Annotated in this window: 19 protein-coding genes; 11 read left to right on the forward strand and 8 right to left on the reverse strand. The window is 62.5% G+C overall.

Translation table 11 applies throughout. The annotated features are described in order from the left end of the window. Positions 1-32: 32 nt before the first annotated feature. From NKJ37_RS22760 to NKJ37_RS22775, 4 genes are read right to left on the reverse strand one after another with little or no spacing between them, the layout of a single operon-like run. Positions 33-875, reverse strand: coding sequence for a hypothetical protein (locus tag NKJ37_RS22760; protein ID WP_023810000.1), 843 nt, complete (start codon positions 873-875; stop codon positions 33-35). After that, entirely contained in the window at positions 862-2,265 is a 1,404-nt protein-coding gene (gene fliI, locus NKJ37_RS22765) for a flagellar protein export ATPase FliI (protein WP_352775084.1), read from the reverse strand. The genes NKJ37_RS22760 and fliI overlap by 14 nt, the downstream gene beginning before the upstream one ends. A 3-nt stretch (positions 2,266-2,268) precedes the next feature. Next, positions 2,269-2,991, reverse strand: coding sequence for a flagellar basal-body rod protein FlgF (flgF, locus tag NKJ37_RS22770; protein ID WP_013529801.1), 723 nt, complete (start codon positions 2,989-2,991; stop codon positions 2,269-2,271). 7 nt (positions 2,992-2,998) lie between these two features. After that, positions 2,999-4,120: a DUF1217 domain-containing protein gene (locus NKJ37_RS22775; protein WP_023809997.1), complete on the reverse strand. Its 1,122-nt coding sequence runs from the start codon at positions 4,118-4,120 to the stop codon at positions 2,999-3,001. Positions 4,121-4,266: 146 nt separating this feature from the next. On the opposite strand from NKJ37_RS22775, the gene motA reads away from it, so the two are divergent. From motA to NKJ37_RS22805, 6 genes are read left to right on the forward strand one after another with little or no spacing between them, the layout of a single operon-like run. Next, positions 4,267-5,142 carry a flagellar motor stator protein MotA gene (gene motA, locus NKJ37_RS22780; protein ID WP_023809996.1) on the forward strand — a complete coding sequence of 292 codons (876 nt, stop codon included), beginning with the start codon at positions 4,267-4,269 and terminating at the stop codon, positions 5,140-5,142. Positions 5,143-5,174: 32 nt separating this feature from the next. Then, positions 5,175-6,122, forward strand: a complete 948-nt coding sequence (locus NKJ37_RS22785; protein ID WP_352775089.1) for a FliM/FliN family flagellar motor switch protein — start codon at positions 5,175-5,177, stop codon at positions 6,120-6,122. A gap of 16 nt (positions 6,123-6,138) precedes the next feature. Further along, the gene (gene fliN / locus NKJ37_RS22790; protein WP_023809994.1) at positions 6,139-6,525 is read left to right on the forward strand and encodes a flagellar motor switch protein FliN; all 387 of its coding nucleotides are present in this window, start codon (positions 6,139-6,141) and stop codon (positions 6,523-6,525) included. A 43-nt stretch (positions 6,526-6,568) separates the two neighbouring features. Next, positions 6,569-7,579: a flagellar motor switch protein FliG gene (locus NKJ37_RS22795; protein ID WP_027038262.1), complete on the forward strand. Its 1,011-nt coding sequence runs from the start codon at positions 6,569-6,571 to the stop codon at positions 7,577-7,579. A gap of 9 nt (positions 7,580-7,588) precedes the next feature. Next, positions 7,589-8,671, forward strand: coding sequence for a flagellar biosynthesis protein FlhB (gene flhB, locus NKJ37_RS22800; RefSeq protein ID WP_127290384.1), 1,083 nt, complete (start codon positions 7,589-7,591; stop codon positions 8,669-8,671). Then, positions 8,668-9,105: a BspJ family T4SS effector nucleomodulin gene (locus NKJ37_RS22805; protein ID WP_023809991.1), complete on the forward strand. Its 438-nt coding sequence runs from the start codon at positions 8,668-8,670 to the stop codon at positions 9,103-9,105. The genes flhB and NKJ37_RS22805 overlap by 4 nt, the downstream gene beginning before the upstream one ends. Before the next feature lie 35 nt (positions 9,106-9,140). On the opposite strand, the gene NKJ37_RS22810 is transcribed toward NKJ37_RS22805, so the two are convergent. From NKJ37_RS22810 to NKJ37_RS22825, 4 genes are all read right to left on the reverse strand, one after another. After that, complete coding sequence (locus NKJ37_RS22810) at positions 9,141-9,911, reverse strand: helix-turn-helix transcriptional regulator (RefSeq protein WP_128304927.1); 771 nt, start codon at positions 9,909-9,911, stop codon at positions 9,141-9,143. Next, positions 9,908-10,618, reverse strand: a complete 711-nt coding sequence (locus NKJ37_RS22815) for a helix-turn-helix transcriptional regulator (protein ID WP_352775093.1) — start codon at positions 10,616-10,618, stop codon at positions 9,908-9,910. The genes NKJ37_RS22810 and NKJ37_RS22815 overlap by 4 nt, the downstream gene beginning before the upstream one ends. Before the next feature lie 547 nt (positions 10,619-11,165). Beyond that, the gene (locus tag NKJ37_RS22820; protein WP_352441906.1) at positions 11,166-12,197 is read right to left on the reverse strand and encodes a histone deacetylase family protein; all 1,032 of its coding nucleotides are present in this window, start codon (positions 12,195-12,197) and stop codon (positions 11,166-11,168) included. 26 nt (positions 12,198-12,223) lie between these two features. Then, the gene (locus NKJ37_RS22825) at positions 12,224-12,985 is read right to left on the reverse strand and encodes a TetR/AcrR family transcriptional regulator (protein WP_352441907.1); all 762 of its coding nucleotides are present in this window, start codon (positions 12,983-12,985) and stop codon (positions 12,224-12,226) included. Positions 12,986-13,141: 156 nt separating this feature from the next. On the opposite strand from NKJ37_RS22825, the gene NKJ37_RS22830 reads away from it, so the two are divergent. The 5 genes from NKJ37_RS22830 (at position 13,142) to NKJ37_RS22850 (ending at position 18,831) form a co-directional block, all read left to right on the forward strand. Continuing rightward, positions 13,142-14,821: an amidohydrolase gene (locus tag NKJ37_RS22830; RefSeq protein WP_352775097.1), complete on the forward strand. Its 1,680-nt coding sequence runs from the start codon at positions 13,142-13,144 to the stop codon at positions 14,819-14,821. A gap of 141 nt (positions 14,822-14,962) precedes the next feature. Further along, positions 14,963-16,057: an ABC transporter ATP-binding protein gene (locus NKJ37_RS22835; RefSeq protein ID WP_352441909.1), complete on the forward strand. Its 1,095-nt coding sequence runs from the start codon at positions 14,963-14,965 to the stop codon at positions 16,055-16,057. 2 nt (positions 16,058-16,059) lie between these two features. Then, on the forward strand, positions 16,060-16,980 hold the full coding sequence (locus NKJ37_RS22840; RefSeq protein ID WP_352775100.1) for an ABC transporter permease: 921 nt from the start codon (positions 16,060-16,062) through the stop codon (positions 16,978-16,980). Further along, the gene (locus tag NKJ37_RS22845; RefSeq protein WP_352775103.1) at positions 16,973-17,773 is read left to right on the forward strand and encodes an ABC transporter permease; all 801 of its coding nucleotides are present in this window, start codon (positions 16,973-16,975) and stop codon (positions 17,771-17,773) included. Before NKJ37_RS22840 ends, NKJ37_RS22845 begins: the two co-directional genes overlap by 8 nt. A gap of 23 nt (positions 17,774-17,796) precedes the next feature. Then, positions 17,797-18,831, forward strand: coding sequence for an extracellular solute-binding protein (locus tag NKJ37_RS22850; protein ID WP_352775105.1), 1,035 nt, complete (start codon positions 17,797-17,799; stop codon positions 18,829-18,831). Positions 18,832-18,925 lie beyond the last annotated feature (94 nt).

Raw genomic sequence — 18,925 nt, forward strand, 5'->3', positions numbered from 1 at the left:
GGCCTTGCGGATGGCCGGAAGCCGGAGATCGTTTATCTGGAGAGTTCGATTACCCGGTCGGCACTGGTGACCATGACCCATTTGCCGTTGCGCTGCTCGATGGAGGACACCTGACTGGAGTCAGGCAGTATCGAGCCGCGCTGGACGATCCAGAGGCCAGCGTCGTCCTGGATCATGGCACGGCCGTTGGCGACATGAACCATGCGGAATTTCGCCGCGTCGGCCGGAAACGGTTGCTCGTCGGGTGCGGCTGCGGGATTGGCATCATCCCGCACCGTTCCGGTGGCAAGAAGATCGAGATTGGCCGCGGGAATATCCTTTGCCGTCAGCGGCGCGCTGCGTTCGGCGACCACGCCGCCGCCCGCTCGCCCGGAATTGGAGCCGGTGCCGCCGAACTTCATCGCCTGGACGCCAAACTGGTCCTGGTTAAAGAAGATGTACCAGGGAAACAGGGCGCAGATCAGGCCGAGCGTGATGCCGAGCGCGGCTATGACGAAATCGCTGCGTCGGTCGGACTTCTTCCTCAGTCGGGGAAACGGTGCCTTTGGCGGCTGCGGCCATTCGGTGCGCGGGAACAGCCCGTTGATCAGCGAGTCGCGGCTCGCCTGCGTCATCTCGGCAGCCACCGCCTGGACAGCCCGGGGCAGAGCGGGTTCGACGGGCCTGGCCAGAAGATCAGGATCGGCTCTGCCAGCCCGTGGCAGGATTGGCTTGACGGCTCTGGCCAGAACGGCCTCGGCTTTGGCTGCGATGATACGGGCAGCCTTTGCCTTGGCGGTTCTCGCTTCGTCAGCCTCGGCTTGCTCCACGGCATTGGCCTCGGCGATCATGTCGCGCAGGATGCGCTCGGTATATTCGCGTTCAGTCTCCGGCATCGGCGTTCAGCTTGCTCTTGAGGTGGCGGGCGAGATCGGAGAAAGGGTCGGCCGACGGGCGATCCTTCGGCGCTTGCGTCAGCGCCTCATAGATCAGCGGCACCTGGCGCACGGCGATGTCGAGTTCGGCATCGACGCCCCCCTGATAGGCCCCAAGCAACCGGATATCGCGCGTGTCCTCGAAGCGCGAGATCATCGACTTCAGCCTTGTCACCAGCGCGCGCTGTTCGACGCTCCAGGCCTTTCCGGCCAACCGCGATATGGACGACAGCGGGTTGACGGGGGGATAGCGACCCTGTTCGGCGATCGTGCGATCGAGCACGACATGGCCGTCGAGGATGCCGCGCACGGAATCGGCTACCGGGTCGTTGTGGTCGTCACCGTCGACCAGCACGGAAATGATGGCGGTGATGGATCCTTTGCCTTCCCCGCCCGGCCCGGCGCGTTCGAGCAGCTTGGGCAGTTCGGTGAACACCGAGGCCGGGTAGCCGCGCGCGACCGGCGGCTCGCCGGTCCCCGTCGCCACCTCACGCAGGGCGTGAGCGAAGCGGGTGATCGAATCCAGCACCAGCAAAACGCGATGCCCCTGGTCGCGAAAATGCTCGGCGACGCGCATGGCGGTGTCCGGCGCACGCCGGCGCATCATGGCGCTTTCGTCGCTGGTGGCGACGACGGCGACGGTCTTGGCCATGCTGTCGCCGATCGTGTCCTCGAGGAATTCACGGACTTCGCGGCCGCGTTCGCCGATGAGCGCCACCACGACGGTATCGAATGCGTCGGCGCCGGCGAGCATGGCGAGCAGCGTCGACTTGCCGACGCCGGAGCCGGCAAAGATGCCGAGGCGCTGGCCGAAGCAGAGCGGCGTGAAGATGTCGATGACCTTGACGCCGGTCATGAAGGCAGTGCCGACGCGTTGCCGCGCCATGGCCCCCGGCGTCGTCTGGGCGCCGCGCGTCGTGTCGTCTCCCCGGGCGAGTGGCGGGCCGCCATCGATCGCCCTGGTGAGTGCGTCGATGGTGCGGCCGCGCCACGAGGCATGCGGCGCCACCACGAGCGGACCGCGGCGGAACACGGCATCACCGATGCCGGAATCGGCGCTGCGTTCGAAGGGCGCCACGACGGCCTCGTCGCGGCCGATCTTGACGATCTCGCCGCGGCGCGCACCGGCATGGCCGCGCTGCTCGACGATGTCGCCCAGTCTGGCGAAGCCGGAAAGGCCGTGCACCTTGTAGTGCGTGGGCGTGACTTCGATGACGCGGCCGCCGCGCTTGAGCAGCGCCTCGGCGTCGGCGAAACGCCGCCAGACCCTTTCCAGCGCGGCAAGCCGGTCTTCCGGCGCCGGCTGGAGTTGTCTTTCGGGTGCGCGCAGGGATGGCTGGTCGAGCGACATGGATTATTTCGAGCCGAGCGTCTTGATCGCCTCGTCGGTGGACGAGTCGGTCTGCCGCATCAGGGCGGCGGTGTTCTCGAAGGCGCGCTGGACCATGATCAGCCTGGTGATCTCCAGGACCGGATTGACATTGGACTCTTCGAGAAAGCCCTGGGCAACGCCGATATCCGAGCGATCGGTGACAGGCTCCGGGGTGCGTGCCGGAACGATGCCGGAATTGCCGTAGCGGACGAAGTTCGCGCCTGGATCGAAATTGTAGAGACCGATCGAGCCGACAAGCTGATCGTTCTGGCGCAACGAACCATCGGCCCCGGCCTTGGGCGGGCCGTTGCGGGGGTCAAGCTGGATCGGCGAGCCGCCGGCATCGAGCACCGGGTGGCCCTCGATCGACATCAGCTCGCCGTTCTCGTTCATTGAAAAGCGGCCGTCGCGGGTCATGACGGTGCCGACCGGCGTCTCTATGGCGAACCAGGCATCGCCCTGGATGGCGAAATCGAAGGGATTTCCGGTCTCGCTCAAGGCACCGTGGGCGCCGGAAAGGTAGGTCTTGCCCGGGGAGGCGAAGGATACCGATTTCTGCCCGGTGCCGGAGACGACGTCCTCGAACTTCACGCCGGTGGCGCGAAAGCCGATCGTCGAGGCGTTGGCGACGTTGTCGGCGATGGTGTCGAGGCGCCGCTCGAGCGCGATCTGCGACGAAAGGGCGACGTACAGGCTGTCCCGCATGATGGTCTCAGAACCTCAGTTTCTGCATGGCCATCATCAGGTCGGTGGAGATGCCGACGGTGAGTGGCTGGGCAAACAGCACGCTGACCGAGGCGACGGCCGATGAAGTCGGGTGGTTGATCTCGTACATGCTGGTGAAGCGCGTCAGGAACTTGCCGAGTTTTTCGGGGTCGGAGAAATCCGAGATGTCGAGTTTTTGCTCGAACAGCTGCGCCTGCTTGTCGACGTCGGCGGTGGCGAAGGAATCGGGCAGGCCGAGCACGGTGCGCACGACACTGGCAAGCGCGGTGTCGGCCAGCACGTCATACCAGCTGGTGATGGTCGGGGCCTTGCGATCGAAGTAAAGCGCCAGCCGCACGCCCTGGTTCGTCTGACCGGCATCCTCCTCGAGGGTCTGGCGCATGTATTTGTCGACGGTCGGCTGCTGCGCCGGATTGATGGTGGTGGTGTTTTCGCCATAGGCTTCGAAGTTGAAGGCGGAGGCAAGCGCGGCATAGGTCTTGTCCGTCATCTTGTTGGCGACACTGTCGGGGTCGCGGACGCCGCCCTGCAGAACCCGCTTGATGAGATCCTTGTCCTCCGTCGCCGAATCGAGACCGAATGACGCCAGCGCGTATGTGTAGAGCCGGTTGTTCGACATCAGATCGTCGATCGACTTCACCTTGGTGATGTTGGCAAGATAGTATGTCGTCTCGCCCTTCACATAGGCCGAATTGGGATCGAGGCCGGCGATCTGCGCCTGGGTGGCATAGTTCTTGGTCACCAACTGCTGTGTCTTGTTGTAGATGGTCGCATCGGCGCCGTTGGCGGCGAAGTTGAAGGCGCTGACGAATTCGGCGTAGCGCTTGTCGGTCAGCTTGTTGGCGAAGCTGTCGGGATCGGAGACGCCTTCCTTGAGTGCCTTGACCATGAAGGCCTTGGCGTAGTCCATGTCCTCCAGCCCGTAGGCCTTCATGGCATACTTGAACAAACGGTCGTTTTTGACGAAATCGTCGATCGATTTCACCTTGGTGATATTCGCGAGATAATATTTGGTGTCGCGATCAACCACGGGCTGCTGCTCGATCCTGTCGATCGATTTTGAAATGTCCTTGGTGATGAGCTGGTAGCTGGTAAAGGTATTGAGCAAAGACGTGCCTCCGGCCGAAGCTATGCCGGCACAATACCCCTACTTCCTTGCGCGAAACTGAATCGCTTCCAAGCCCTCGATTCAAGCCTCACACAAGGCACGGGGACTATCCCTAGCTCCTGATGTGAAATGCGGAAGGACCTATCGTGGGCATTCTGATTGGACTGGTGGTAACGCTCGGCTGCGTCCTTGGCGGCTTCATGGCCATGGGCGGCCATCTTCATGTGCTGATTCAGCCATGGGAAGCCGTGATCATCTGTGGTGCGGCTTTTGGCACCTTCCTCGTCGCCAATCCGATGAAGACGGTCAAGGACACCGGCAAGGGCATCCTCGAAGCCTTCAAGCAGGCGGTGCCGAAGGAACAGGACTATCTCGAGACGCTCGGCGTGCTGCACTCGCTGATGCGCGAGCTGCGCTCGAAATCCCGCAGCGAAGTCGAGGCGCATATCGACAATCCGGAAGAGTCGGCGATTTTCCAGGCGTTCCCAACCGTGCTGCATAACCACGACCTGACGCATTTCATCTGCGACTACTGCCGTATCATCATCATCGGCAATGCCCGCTCGCACGAGATCGAGGCGCTGATGGACGAAGAAATCCAGACCATTAAGTCCGACAAGATGAAGGCCTATCACGCGCTGGTGGCGGTGGGCGACGGCTTGCCGGCGCTCGGCATCGTCGCCGCCGTGCTCGGCGTGGTCAAGGCGATGGGCGCGCTCGACCAGTCGCCTGAAATCCTCGGCGGTTTGATTGGTGCCGCACTTGTCGGAACGTTCCTCGGCATCTTCCTGTCCTATTCGGTGGTCGGGCCGGTCGCCACCAAGATCAAGACAGTGCGCGAGAAGAAGAACCGCCTCTATATCATCGTCAAGCAGACGCTGCTGGCCTACATGAACGGTGCGCTGCCGCAGGTGGCGATCGAGTTCGGCCGCAAGACCATCTCGTCCTATGAACGGCCGACGATCGACGCCGTCGAGCAGAGCACGATGAATACCGGCACCGTCGAAAAGAAGGCCGCCTGAACGATGCGCGACAGATCGGTCCCGGCACTGTCATGACCAGCCTGGGCAGTCCAGCGGAAGCGCGCTCGCTGATCATCGAGCGTCTGGTCGGCGACAGCGGCGAGGCCACGCAGGTCATCGACGCAGGCCGCGCCATGGCCGAACGCGCCGTACCGCTGTTGCAGAAAAGCCTGACCAGCGAGCTTGGCGTTCCGGTTGTCGTCGAACTCAAAGCGATCGAGGTCAGCCGCGTTCCCGAGGCGCGTTCGCGTGCCGGCGACACGTTTGCCATGACCGTGATCGGCTCGTCGGCGTCCTCCGATGCGATGACCTTGGTGATCGATGCTCCGGCGATCGCGATCATGGTCTGCACGCTGTTCGGCGGCGATCCGGATCTGCCGGCATCGCCGATCGAACGCGATCTGTCGCAGATCGAAATCGATGTTTCGACCATGGTGTTCCAGCAGGTCGCGCAGGCCCTCAACGGATCGGGAAAGCGCTCGCTCGACCTGCGCCTGCCCGCGCCGCGAGCAATGTCCGGCACCGAGGCGAAGCGGTATGTGCTGCGCGATGGCGCGGCAATCCGTATCGTGCTTGGCATCTCGACGCCGGCCGATAGTGGCACCGTCACGGTGACGATGCCGCAGCGCGTCGTGCTGGCCAGCCGCGACGGAGCCGTTTCTGTCAGCGACGACGATCACGGCCCCAGCTGGCGCGCCCGCTTTTCGGAAGAGGTGATGCGCTCCACCGTGGCGCTCGAGGCCACGATGCCGCTGACGCGGCTGACGCTCGGCGAGCTCGCCGGTTTCCAAATCGGCGACGTCATCGAATTCGAGGAAACGGCCCAGTCCCAGGCGCGTCTCAGCGCACGGGGCAAGACGCTGTTCGTATGCGAGTTCGGCAAACTGGGACAGAGCTACACCGTCCGGATCAGGCATCCTTACGACGCCGGACAGGACTTTATCGACGGGCTGATGCCGGCAGCCGCCGGACGCGCCTGAGAATTTGGAGACGATCATGGCCAAAACCAAGGCGGAAGCCGACCTCGACCAGCCGGACGAGCAACTCGACCGTGCCATCGAAGAGTTGCGCGGTGTCCTGCATGAAGAGGAGCAGCGCCCCGATGCGGCGTTCAGGGCGGCCTCATCAGCCAATTCGAGCGTGATCATGAACATCCCCGTCGATGTCCAGATCATCCTCGGCAGCACGGAGATGCCGGTCTCCGATCTGATGGCGCTGCAAAAAGGGTCGACCGTGGCGCTCAATCGCCGCATCGGGGAACCCGTCGACGTCGTGGTCAACGGCCGCAAGATCGCGCGCGGCGAGATCACCGTGCTGGAAAGCGATCCGTCGCGTTTCGGCATCAGGCTGACCGAAATCATCGCCGGCACGAAGGGCGCCTAGACATGGTTTGCGGGGCTTGCCGGTGGCGGCGGAGGCGAGTGGCATGACGACGCCGGTGACCTTGACCCGCGCGCAGAAGGCGGCCGCCATACTTGTGGCGATGGGCAAGCCGTCGGCCAGCCGCCTGCTGAAATTCTTCAAGCAGGAAGAACTGAAGGCCCTGATCGAGGGCGCCCGCCTGCTGCGGACGATTCCGCAAAGCGATCTTGAGCGCATCGTCGCCGAGTTCGAAGCCGAGTTCACGGAAGGGGCGGGGTTGCTCGATTCCGCCGACAGGATGGACACCATCCTCAACGAATCGCTCTCGCCCGAAGAGATGAGCGCGATCATGGGCGACAAGAAATTCGAGGTCGCACCGGAAGGCCCGCCGCCGATCTGGCCCGAGCTCGAAAAGCTCGAGCCGGCGCGGCTTGGTGCCTTCCTGGCCGGTGAGCATCCGCAGACGGCGGCCATGGTGTTGTCGAAGCTGGCACCGCAGGTGGCGGCCAACGTGCTGCTGACACTGACCAAGCCGATGCGTGGAGAAATCATCAAGCGCATGGTGACGATGGCCAATGTTCCCGACGCTGCCGCCAGGATCGTCGAAAACCGGCTGCGTACCAGCGTGCTGGCGGAAACCTCGACCAAGGACACCTCGGCCGGGCAGGCGCGTGTCGCCAGCGTTCTCAACGAACTCGACAAGCCGCTGCTCGAGGAGGTCATGCAGGATCTGGAAGCCGCCGGCACGCCTGATCTCGACGGTGTGAGGGCCCGCCTGTTTGCTTTCGACGATTTGCCGCTGCTCACCCAGAAAGCGCGGGTGCTGCTGTTCGACGGGCTGTCGACGGAGTTGGTCACGCTGGCCCTGCGCGGCACTTCGGCCGCACTCGCAGAATCGGTGCTGTCAGCCATCGGCGCCCGCTCGCGGCGCATGATCGAAGCCGAACTCGGACAGGGCTCGGACGGGGTCCCTCTCGCCGACATCACGGCGGCGCGCAAGACGATCGTTACGACGACGATCCGGCTGTCGCGCGAAGGTGCCTTCGAACTACCCTCGACCCAAGACGCCGCCTAAGACCGCGCCATGGCTGACGCGGTCGACAAGGATTCGAAAACCGAAGAGGCGACGGAAAAGAAGATCCGCGACACCATCGAACAGGGCAAACTGCCCCATTCGCGGGAGACAGCGCTCTTTGCCTCGTTCGTTGCCATACTGGTGTTCACCGTCTTCTACGCCAAGGATGCGATCATTGATCTCGGCATGTTCCTGTCGATGTTCCTGGAGAAGCCGGAAGCCTGGCCGATGGACACGGAGACCGACGTCATCGCGCTCTACAAAATCGTCCTCCTCGAGGTTGGCCGCGCCGTCCTGAGCCTGATGGTGCTGCTGACCGTCGCCGGCGTCGGCGCCTCGGTGTTCCAGAACATGCCGCAATTCGTAGGCGAGCGGGTCCGGCCGCAACTCTCGCGCATTTCGATCGCCAAGGGGTGGAACAGGCTGTTCGGCATCCAGGGTTGGGTCGAGTTCCTGAAGTCACTCGGCAAGGTCGGGTTTGCCATCGTCGTGCTGAGCTTCACGCTGTCGGAAGACCACCGAAAGCTGCTCGCCGGGATGATCACCAATCCGGTCGCCTTCGGTCTCGTCATCCGCGGCATCGCCGTCGACATCCTGGTGGCGATCGTCTTCGTCATGGGGCTGATCGCGGCAATCGACATCGTCTGGTCGCGCTTCCACTGGAAGCAGGATCTGCGCATGAGCAAGCAGGAGGTCAAGGACGAGTTCAAACAGTCCGAGGGCGACCCGATCGTCAAGTCGCGGCTGCGCTCGCTGGCGCGCGACCGGGCGCGCAAGCGGATGATGACGGCGGTGCCGCGCGCGACGCTGATCATCGCCAACCCAACGCACTTCTCGATCGCGCTGAAATATGTGCGCGACGAGGACTCGGCACCCATGGTGCTGGCCAAGGGCCAGGATCTGGTGGCGCTGAAAATCCGAGAGATCGCGCGGGAACACAACATCCCGGTCTTCGAGGACGTGGCGCTCGCCCGCTCCATGTACAAGCAAGTTTCGGTCGATAGTGTAATCCCATCACAATTCTACCAGGCCGTCGCCGAACTGGTGCGGATCGTCTACTCGAAAAAGGCTGAGCGCAGACAGATTTCATGAACCGGCAACCGCACGCAAAATCCCGCGAGATCATCGTCGCCAGCGCCATCGAGCAGGTGGTGGGGGAACTCAGGCTGATCGATGTCGCCGACTACATCGCCTTTATCCGGCTGGAGCATTTCGCGTGCCTGTCGGACCTGGTCGATTCAGCGGTTGAGTTGTTCTTCATGCCGGGCACTCTACGGCTCGGCCATGGTGGTGAGGCGCATGTCGACTGGAGCGGCAGCCCGCGCATCGTGCTCGATCTGGAACTGAGGCCGCCCGGCGTCACCGTCTATTTCCAGTTGACGCTGAGCGAGCTCGGCGCATCGGTGGCGGTCAACTACGTGTCGTTCGAGAAGCCGGGCGAAGACCCGGAGCACAATACGGCGCTGCTCGAGGCGGTGATCGAAGAGGCGCGTATCCGCAAGGTCGAGCCGCTCGCCTATCGCTGACCGTCGGTCGCCTTTCGAAGCGCTGTCGAATTCCCCTATTCGATCAAGCCCAGCCGCAGCGCCTTGGCAACGGCCTGGTTGCGATTGACGGCGTTGAGCTTCTGGGTCGACTGGGTCAGATACTGGTTGGCGGTGTGCACCGACAGTTTCAGGAGCCGCGCGATCTCCTCGCTGGTGTTGCCGTTGGCGGTCAGCTTCAGGCATTCGAGTTCGCGCTTGGAGATTGCGCGCATGCGGCCGGTATCGCCCGGACGGATGCGGGCGACGGCGGCGAACAGCGAAAAGCAGCGGGCGTGTATTTCGTAGAGCGCATCCTGCTGCATGGTCATCTCCGAGCCGAGGAACACGACAAGGCCGCATTGGCCGCGGTCGGCGTGAACGGGAAAAGCGATGCCGCTGGTTCCGGGCACCAGCGCCGCCATCTGCTCGGTCCAGGTGAGATCGCCAAACAGCTCCGCCATGGCAGGGACGCCGTCATCCGTCCACCAGCGCGGTTCGGTCGAGATGCGGGTGTGGCGCACGATCTCCTCGCCGTTGGCGCCTGAGATGAACTTGGTCGCCACGGCAATGCCGGGATAGTCGGAATCAAAGCATGGGACTAGCCGCGCCCGCTCGGGCGAGGGGCTTACGAAGAAGAGGCCGAAAGCCGAGGCATTCATGTCAACGGCGATCCAGCGGCAGCGGCGCACGGCATCGGGAATGGTGACCGCGTGATGGGTTTCGGAGCCAAGGGTGAAGGCTCCGAACGGGTTGCGCTGCTCGTTGAAAAGGGCTTCGGCCGTTTCCTTGATATCGGCGTGTTTCAAATGATGCCGCTCCTGATCGCCGTGGCGATGGCCATCGCGCGGTTGCTGGCCGCGAATTTCTGGATGGCGTGGGTGATGTAGCTGTTGACGGTGTTGGAGGAGACGCCAAGGATGACGGCGACCTCGTCGGTGGTCTTGCCTTCGGAAACCCAGAACAGGCATTCGCGCTCGCGATCCGACAACGGATCCTGCATGGCGGCAGCGGCAATGAGTTGCGGGATGTGCGAGAGCGCGTAGCAGCATTTCAGCTGCGCCCGCATCAGCGCCGGCTGGTCGATGCTGCCGGCGGTCGCCGCAGAGAACAGGGCGAACAGGCGCTGGCGACCGACATTGAGGCGCAGCGAATAGATTTCGGCATGGCCGAGCACGTCGAGAAGGCGGGCTTCCTCGCCGGTGATCAATCCGTCTGTTTCTGGTGCCCGGGATGCCACCAGCGGCTGTGGACGGATACCTGGCGCGACGGTGAGCGCGCCTTGCGCGAGCCCGGCGATCAGCCGCTTGCCGATCAGCTCGATGGCATCGAAAATCCAGTTGGAGGAGACGATGCGCGCATCGTTGCGGTCCTGGTCGTGGACGATGGCGACCAACATGTAGCTGTCGGCGCCGCTCTCGGCGGTCAGTTGCATGAAAAAACTGGTGAGATCGCCGCGCGACGTCAGGCGCGAGCCCAATGTGTCGGATTGAAGAAGTGCGGCGGGACTGCTCATTCTTGTTGCTTTTGGCCGGAATCGTTTCTGCTGTCCGGATGCTGGAAGCCGCCGAACCCGAATACGCATTACTTTGACGAAGACACACGCGTGGCGCAGGGCTGCGCCGAACCAAATCCCGAATCCATTCAGGGAACGCGAAGCCGTCCGCGTCTGGTGCCGGAAAAGCTCCGGAACAAGAGACTTTGGGTGGTCGCCGCGCCCCCCGAGGACCGGCTGATTCGGGTCTAATCTACCCGCAGTTGAATCTGACATCAAACGCGATTTGACAAAATCGAATCCGATGGACTCAGGTGCGACTCAGAGGTCGGTTTTCGCGCCTTGGACAGAAGACCGGGACGCGAAAGTCTTCGCCGGTCCTCTCGGCGGCTGGTCGATTTCGCCAGGCTCGGGAGCATTGAACAGATGGGCGCGCCGGTTGCTGTGCCGAAGGCTGGTGCCTTGGCCCGATAGTGGGAACCGGGCGATGTTGCCGCCCGGTCCCGGTGGTCCTTTGCTATGCCTGTCGTTGTCCCAAAATCGCTAGATGCTCCTGGACGATAGGCATTTACCGATCCTCGAACCCGGTCAGCACGCCGACCGCGTTGATGCCGATCTCCTCGACGGCATAGCCGCCTTCCATGACGAACAGCGTCGGTAGGCCGAGCCTGGCGATGCGGCGGCCGATCTTGGGATAATCCGATGTCTTCAGCTTGAACTGGCTGATCGGGTCCTTCTCGAACGTATCGACACCCAGCGAGACGATGACGACATCCGGTGCATAAGCGGTGAGCCTGGCGCAGGCATCCTCGAGCGACGCGTTCCACGCATCCCAGTCGGTGCCGAAGGGCATTGGATAGTTGATGTTGAAGCCTTCGCCTTCGCCTTCTCCGCGTTCGTCGGCATGGCCGAGGAAGAACGGGTACTCGATCATCGGATCGCCATGCAGATTGAGCACCTGGACGTCAGCACGGTCGTAGAAGATTTCCTGCGTGCCGTTGCCGTGGTGATAGTCGACATCGAGGATCGAGATGCGTTTGGCGCCCCGGTCGCGGAACCATTGCGCGGCGACGGCGGCGTTGTTGATGTAGCAATAGCCGCCCATGAAGCCAGCCCCGGCATGGTGGCCGGGCGGACGGCAGAGCGCGAAGGCGGAAGCCTCGCCATGCTTGACCAGGCCGGCGGCGGTCAGCGCCACATCGTACGAAGACTTGATCGCGGTCCAGGTACCTTCGACGAAGGTGGCGCCGGCATCGAAGGAATAATAGCCGAGCAGCGCGTCGACGCGCTTTGGCGGCACGTCGCCGCGCAACCCGCGCGTCGGCCAGGTGAAGGGCATCGCCGTGCCCGTGAGGCCTGCTTCCAGCCATTGCGGCCAGACCGTCGGGAGAAAGTCGATATAGTCTGATTTGTGGATGCGCTTGGCGGCGGCGAGGTCATGTTCGTGCGGCGCGATGATGGGACCCAGTTTCTCGCTTTCGACCCGTGCCTTGATGAATTCGGCCCTCGATGGCTTTTCGAAGCCCGGCACGATGGCCGATGTGACCAGTTCCATTTGGCCGGCATGGCCGGCGTGCAGGGGGGAGAAAACAGTCTTCATAAATTCCTCTCGAAGTGTGAAATCAGTCAAGATTCAAGATTGAGATAAGGGCTCACCAGAGCGAGCCACATGGTTTCCACATCGTCCTCGATGAGGTCGAACGTCCTGCGATCCTTTTTCAGCCCCACAAGCCGGCAAACGTGTCCGACCTCCATCATCAGCACACCGAGCCGGCTGGCGATCTTGTCTTCAAGTGCCGGGTTCACATGCTGCAGCCATGCGGCGTAGAGGGCGATGATCTGGTCGTCATATTCGTTCTGGATCGGCCTGAGGTCGGCGTTGCCTGAAATGGCCTCGATCACCGGCATCAGGCTGGCGTTTTCCAGGTAGAGCCTGGACGTGTCGGTGAAGAGCCTGCGCACTTCGCGCCGAAACTCTTCACGGTTGGTGGGCGGGGCGACCTTGATACGCTTGGCGATCACCTCGGGAAAGGATGACAGCCAGCGCCGGGCGAGGTCCAGAAGAATGGCTTCCTTGTTGGGAAAGTATTGGTAGATCGAACCAACCGACAAGCCTGCGCGCTGCGCAATGGCGAGCGTCGTCGGCGTCTTGGTTCCTTGCTCGCGCGTCAAGACCAGCGCTGCGTCGAGAATCCGGTCGACCACCTTGCTGGAGCGTTGTTGCCGCGGCTGTTTGCGCGGTTCGAGCGCTATCCTGGTTTTGCGGTCGAGACTGCGCTTCACGGCTTGATGTCCTCGTTCCCCGCCTGGTCTCAACATGGTGGGAGCTTGCTGTCCACAATACATTCCAGATTCGGTATGTTGACAAACGCGAATAATCAGTCGCATTCTTTATCCACGCTGCCTCTTGGGATGACAAGGGGAATTTCCAAGACAGCGCGCTGGCATTCTTTTTCGTCCCATGGCGCCGCTCCGGTGGAGTGGCAGGTCGTTGGACATGAGGGGTTGTCGGTCCCAGTCAGTCGTCAAAAGCGCGGAGTCGCGATGTCTGTCACAGGTGCGGGTCACAATGCGGATCTGATCGTCATCAACGGTCGTGTACGGACCATGGACGACGACAATCCCGCCGCCGAAGCCGTCGCCGTCAAGGACGGCGCCATCATCGCCATCGGCAGCCGCGCCTCCATCGAAGAGTTCAAGGGACCGACCACCAAGGTGATCGACGCCAAGGGCGGTTCGGTGGTCCCGGGGTTCATCGAAGCCCATATGCATTTGTTTTCGGGCGGGGCTGAACTTGCCCACCTTCAACTCACCGGTATTCATGGCCTCAAGGCGCTGCAGAAGGCGATCCGCGACTATGCGCCGACCCGGCCCGACGCGAAGATGCTGGTCGGCCAAGGCGTCGACTACACCGTGCTCGGCAGCGAGCGCGTGACGCGCCATCACCTCGACGCCATTTTGCCCGATCGCCCGTTCTGCATGGCGGCGCCCGACCATCACACCATGTGGGCCAACACCAAGGCGCTGGAAATGGCCGGCATCCTGCAGGGGCGCACGCTCGGCCCTGGCAATGAGATCGTCATGGGCGACGATGGACTGGCCGCCGGCGAATTGCGCGAAGGCGAGGCCTTTGGTCCGGTGCTCGATCTTGCCGGCGAAGGCCGGGTTCGGCTGGGGCTGTCGACCGGCGGCGAGCCGGACCCGATGCCGACGGCGGCGGAGCGGGACGCCGACCGCGACATCATGCGGCGCGGGCTCGCCTGGTGCGCCCGCCACGGCATCACCTCGATCCAGAACATGGACGGCAATCTCTATCAGCTTGAGCTGCTGGCCGAGATCGACGCCGAGGAAGGCTTGCCCTGCCGCGTCAAGATCCCGTTCCACTACAAGAATTTCATGACGCTCGACATGCTCGACAAGGCGTCCGATATGGCCGAACGCTACAACAGCGAATGGCTGTCGTCGGGCATGGTCAAGGTGTTCTACGACGGCGTTCTCGATTCCTGGACAGCTGTCATGGTCGAGCCATACGCCGATCGGCTCGACTGGGTGGGCGAGCCGCTGTTCACGCCGCAACAATTCATCGATCTGGCCGTCGCGGTCGACAGACGCGGGTTGCAGATCGCCGTGCACTCGATCGGCGACGGCGCGGTGCGCGCGGTGCTCGACGGTTATGAGGCGGCGCAGAAGGCGAACGGCAAGCGCGACAGCCGTCACCGTGTCGAGCACATCGAGGTCACCACCACGGCTGATGTGCCGCGTTTCGCCGAACTCGGCGTCATTGCCTCCATGCAACCGCCGCATCCGCCCGGCGCCATGGATTTTCCGTTGGAGCCGACAGTGTCTCGCATCGGGCCGGCGCGCTGGCCGCTGAGCTATGCCTGGCGGACCTTGAAGGATGCCGGCGCGCATGTCGTCTTCGCATCCGATTGGCCGGTGTCGCCGATCGATCCGATCCTGGGCATTCAGGCGGCAGTGTTGCGCAAACCGTGGGCAGAAAGCGACCCGGACCAGAGTTTCTCACTGCATGAAGCGATCGCCGGTTACACGATCGAGGGCGCCTACGCCGAATTCGCCGAGCACCGCAAGGGCACGCTGAAATCAGGCTACATGGCCGATCTGGTGGTTTTGTCGATGGATATCGAGAACACCGCCCCGGCCGACCTGCACAAGGTGCGGCCGGTGACGACGATTTGCGGCGGCAAGGTCACCTATCAGGCCTGACTATGGCATGGGGCTTGCAGGCCTCAATGACTGATTGAACTGTGACCCAATGCCGGGCTTGCCAACCCACCGGCCATGTGGTCACATCGAACAGGGGAAGAGCTCCGCCAGCAAGAGCGGGGTCAACAGTGAGGCGTAATCGTGCCGGACAAACCGGATCGGAATGCGATTGAAGTAGTAAACGTCAGCAAAATTTTCGGATCAGGTGAGGGGCAGGTAGCTGCCCTCGACACGGTCTCGGTATCTATCCGGGAGAACGAATTCTTCACGTTGCTGGGGCCATCCGGCTGCGGCAAGACGACGTTGCTCAGGCTGATCGCCGGCTTCGACTTTCCAACCGCCGGTGAAATCCTGCTCTACGGCCAGGACATCGCGCCGCTGCCGCCCTTCAAGCGGCCGGTTAACACCGTTTTCCAGTCCTATGCGCTGTTCCCGCACATGACGGTCGCCGACAATATCGGCTTTGGCCTGGAAATGCTGGGCAAGCCGAAGGCGGAGATCAAGGCGCGCGTCGCCGAGATGCTGAAGCTGGTCAAGATGGAGGCACTCGCTGGTCGTCGCACCAGCCAGATCTCCGGCGGCCAGCAGCAGCGCGTGGCTTTGGCCCGCGCTTTGGCGCCGCAGCCGAAGGTGCTTTTGCTCGATGAGCCGCTGTCGGCGCTTGACTACAAGCTGCGCAAGGAGATGCAGATCGAGTTGAAACGGCTGCAGCACGAGACCGGTATCACCTTCATCTTCGTCACCCACGACCAGGAAGAAGCGCTGACCATGTCAGACCGCATCGCGGTGATGTCATCGGGCAAGATCCTGCAGGTCGGTTCGCCCTGGGATATCTACGACAAGCCGGCGGAGCGCTTCGTCGCCGACTTCATCGGTGAAACCAACTTCCTCACCGCCGCCATCAGCGAGATGGCCAACGGCAAGGCGCGCGCCACGCTCAAATCCGGTGCGACCATCGAGGCGACCGTGGCCCAGGGTTTCCAGCCCAAATCCAACGCCACGGTGGTGGTTCGGCCCGAACACGCCAAGCTGACCAAGGCCAAGGGCGAACTGTCGGGGACGGTCGAAAACATCGTCTATTTCGGCACCGACACCCACATCCATGTTCATCTCGACAGTGGCGAACTCTTCACCGTACGCCAGCAGAACACGCGCAGCGCGGGCTGCGGTTTCGAGAAGGGCGACGCAGTCGGCATCCTCATCGGCAGCGATGCCGCTCAGGTCCTGAAGGACTGACGATGGCGACCGCGGAAGAAGTCGCCAAGGCAGCGGAGCGGCGCGATGTCCGTGACCGCTGGCTTTTGTCAGCGCCAGCGCTGCTGGTCATTTTCCTGGCCGCGACCGGCCCCTTGCTGATCGTGCTCGTCTACTCGTTCCTGACGCCAGGCTCCTATGGCGACGTGAAGTGGCAGTTCTCGCCGGAAGCCTGGACATCGGTGTTTCTGGAACGCGATATCTTCGACGACACGTTTTCGATCGCCGCCGCCCACGTCACCATCTTCCTGCGCTCGATCAAGCTCTCGGTGGTGACGACGATCGCCACTTTGGTGCTTGGTTTCCCGACCGCCTATTTCATGGCGACGCGCAGCGAAAAGACCCGCGATCTCTGGCTGTTCCTGATTACCATTCCGTTCTGGACCAACCTTTTGATCCGCACCTTCGCGGTGCTGCAGATCATCCGCAACGAAGGCATCGTCAACACGATCCTGCTCAAGCTCGGCATCATCTCGGCGCCCATCCAGATACTCTACACCGACACGGCGATCCTGATCGGCATGGCCTATGTCTACCTGCCACTGATGGTGCTGCCGATCTATGCCAGCATGGAAAAGCTCGATTTCCGGTTGGTCGAGGCGGGGTACGACCTTTACGCGTCGCGCTTCCAGGTGCTGCGGCGGATCATCTTTCCGCTGGTCAAGCCGGGCGTCATCGCCGGCTCCATACTGGTCTTCATTCCAGCGCTTGGCGCCTATGTGACACCGAGCGTTCTTGGCGGCGGCAAGAACATGATGCTGTCCAACCTGATCGAATTGCAGTTCGGGCAGGGCCGCAACTGGCCACTCGGCTCGGCGCTGTCGATCGCCGTCATGATCATCGTCATGGTGGCGCTGCTTGCCTATGTGCGCAATGCCGGCAAGTCGGGGGTACGTCATGGCTAAGAACTTTTCCATCAAGCACCAGCCAGGATTCACCGCGATCGCCGCGACCTGCTTTATCGTGCTGTATCTGCCGATCATCGTGCTGGTCATCTATGCCTTCAACGCGGCGAGCTCGACCTCCGAATGGGGCGGCTTTTCGCTGAAATGGTTCCAGTCGGCATGGCAGAACACGCAGGTCGTCGATGCCACGCTGCGTTCCTTCCAAATTGGCTCCATCGCGGCGGTGCTCTCCACGATCTTTGCCACTATGGCGGCGCTCGCCACCACCCGCACCGCGCCCTATCCCGGCCTCACCTTCAAATATGCGGCGATCAACCAGCCGCTGATGGTGCCCGAGATCGTCACCGGCGTGGCGCTGCTGATCTTCTTCTCGCGCATCAAGATCTTCACCGGCTATTCCGGCCTCGGCTATCTGGTCGCCGCGCACACGGCGTTCTGCATTCCCTTTGCCTATTTGCCGATCCGGGCGCGGCTTGAGAATATGGACCTGACGCTGGAGCGTGCCGCAGCCGACCTCTACGCGACGCCCTGGAAGGCTTTCCGGTGCATCACGCTGCCGCTTCTGTGGCCTGGCATCCTGGCCGGGCTGATGCTGGCCTTCGTCATCTCGCTCGACGACGTCGTCATCACCGAGTTCGTCAAATCAGGCGGCCAGGACACGCTGCCCACCTACATGCTCGGCCAGATCCGCCGCGGCATCACACCCGAGATCAACGCGATATCGACCGCCTTCCTGCTGCTTTCGGTCGCGATCGTCACGTTGTTTTTCTTCGTCAGCAGGAAACGAGACTGAACCGAAAAATGGGAGTTAAAACCATGAACTGGAAGACAACAGCAACCGCCATGGGGTTGGCGTTGCTCGCCTCGACGGGCCTGGCCCGCGCCGACGGCGTGCTCAACATCTACAATTGGGGCAACTACACCAGCCCCGACGTGATCAAGAAGTTCGAGGCCAAATACAACGTCAAAGTGACCATCACCGACTACGATTCCAACGACACCGCGCTGGCCAAGGTTCGCCAGGGAGGCACCGGCTTCGACATTGCGGTGCCGTCGCAGACCTACGTGCCGATCTGGATCAAGGAAGACCTCATCCAGGAGACCGATCCTGGCAAGATGGAAAACTTCAAGAACGTGGCGCCGGAATGGGCCAATCCCGATTTCGATCCGGGTCGCAAATACAGTGTTCCATGGGCGTGGGGCACGATCGGCGTGGTCGTCAACACCGATGCCTACAAGGGGCCGGCCGATAGCTGGGGTATCATCTTCAACACGCCTGACGAGCTCAAGGGGAAGGTCAATGTCGTTCCGGAGATGGGCGATGTGATGTTCGCCGCGATCAAGTATGTCGGCGGCCAGCAATGCACCGACGACAAGGCGGTGCTGAAGAAGGTGCGCGACCTGCTGGTGGCGGCCAAGCCGAACTGGATCGCGATGGAATACAACACCATCGAGAAGATGGGCGCCGGCGACTTCAAGGCGACCAGCGACTGGAACGGCTCGGCGCTGCGCCAGCGGCTGGCCAACCCGGCCATCCACTACAACTATCCGAAAGAAGGCTTCGGCCTGTGGAGCGACAACGTCGTCGTTCTGAAGGAAGCCAAGAACGTCGAGAACGCCAAGCTTTTCCAGAACTTCATCATGGATCCGGAAAACGCGGCAGGTCTCTCGGCCTTCCATCGCTACGCCAATGCCATCACCGGCTCGGACAAGTACATGCCGGCCGACATGAAGGACGCGCCCGAAGTCATCATTCCGGCCGCGGACAAGCCACGCGGCGAGCTGCAGCAGATGTGCTCGCCGGAGACCCAGGAAATTTACACCAAGATCTGGACCGAGTTGCAGAAATAAACTGGGTTCGACGGGCCCCGCGGCCGCCCCCCCCCGGGGGGGGTTTGATGTTGAAAGCCGGGGGCCGGGAGCGGTCTGGTTTTGACAACTTAAG

This window comes from Mesorhizobium sp. M0140, assembly GCF_040322475.1.
Classification (GTDB): Bacteria; Pseudomonadota; Alphaproteobacteria; order Rhizobiales; family Rhizobiaceae; genus Mesorhizobium.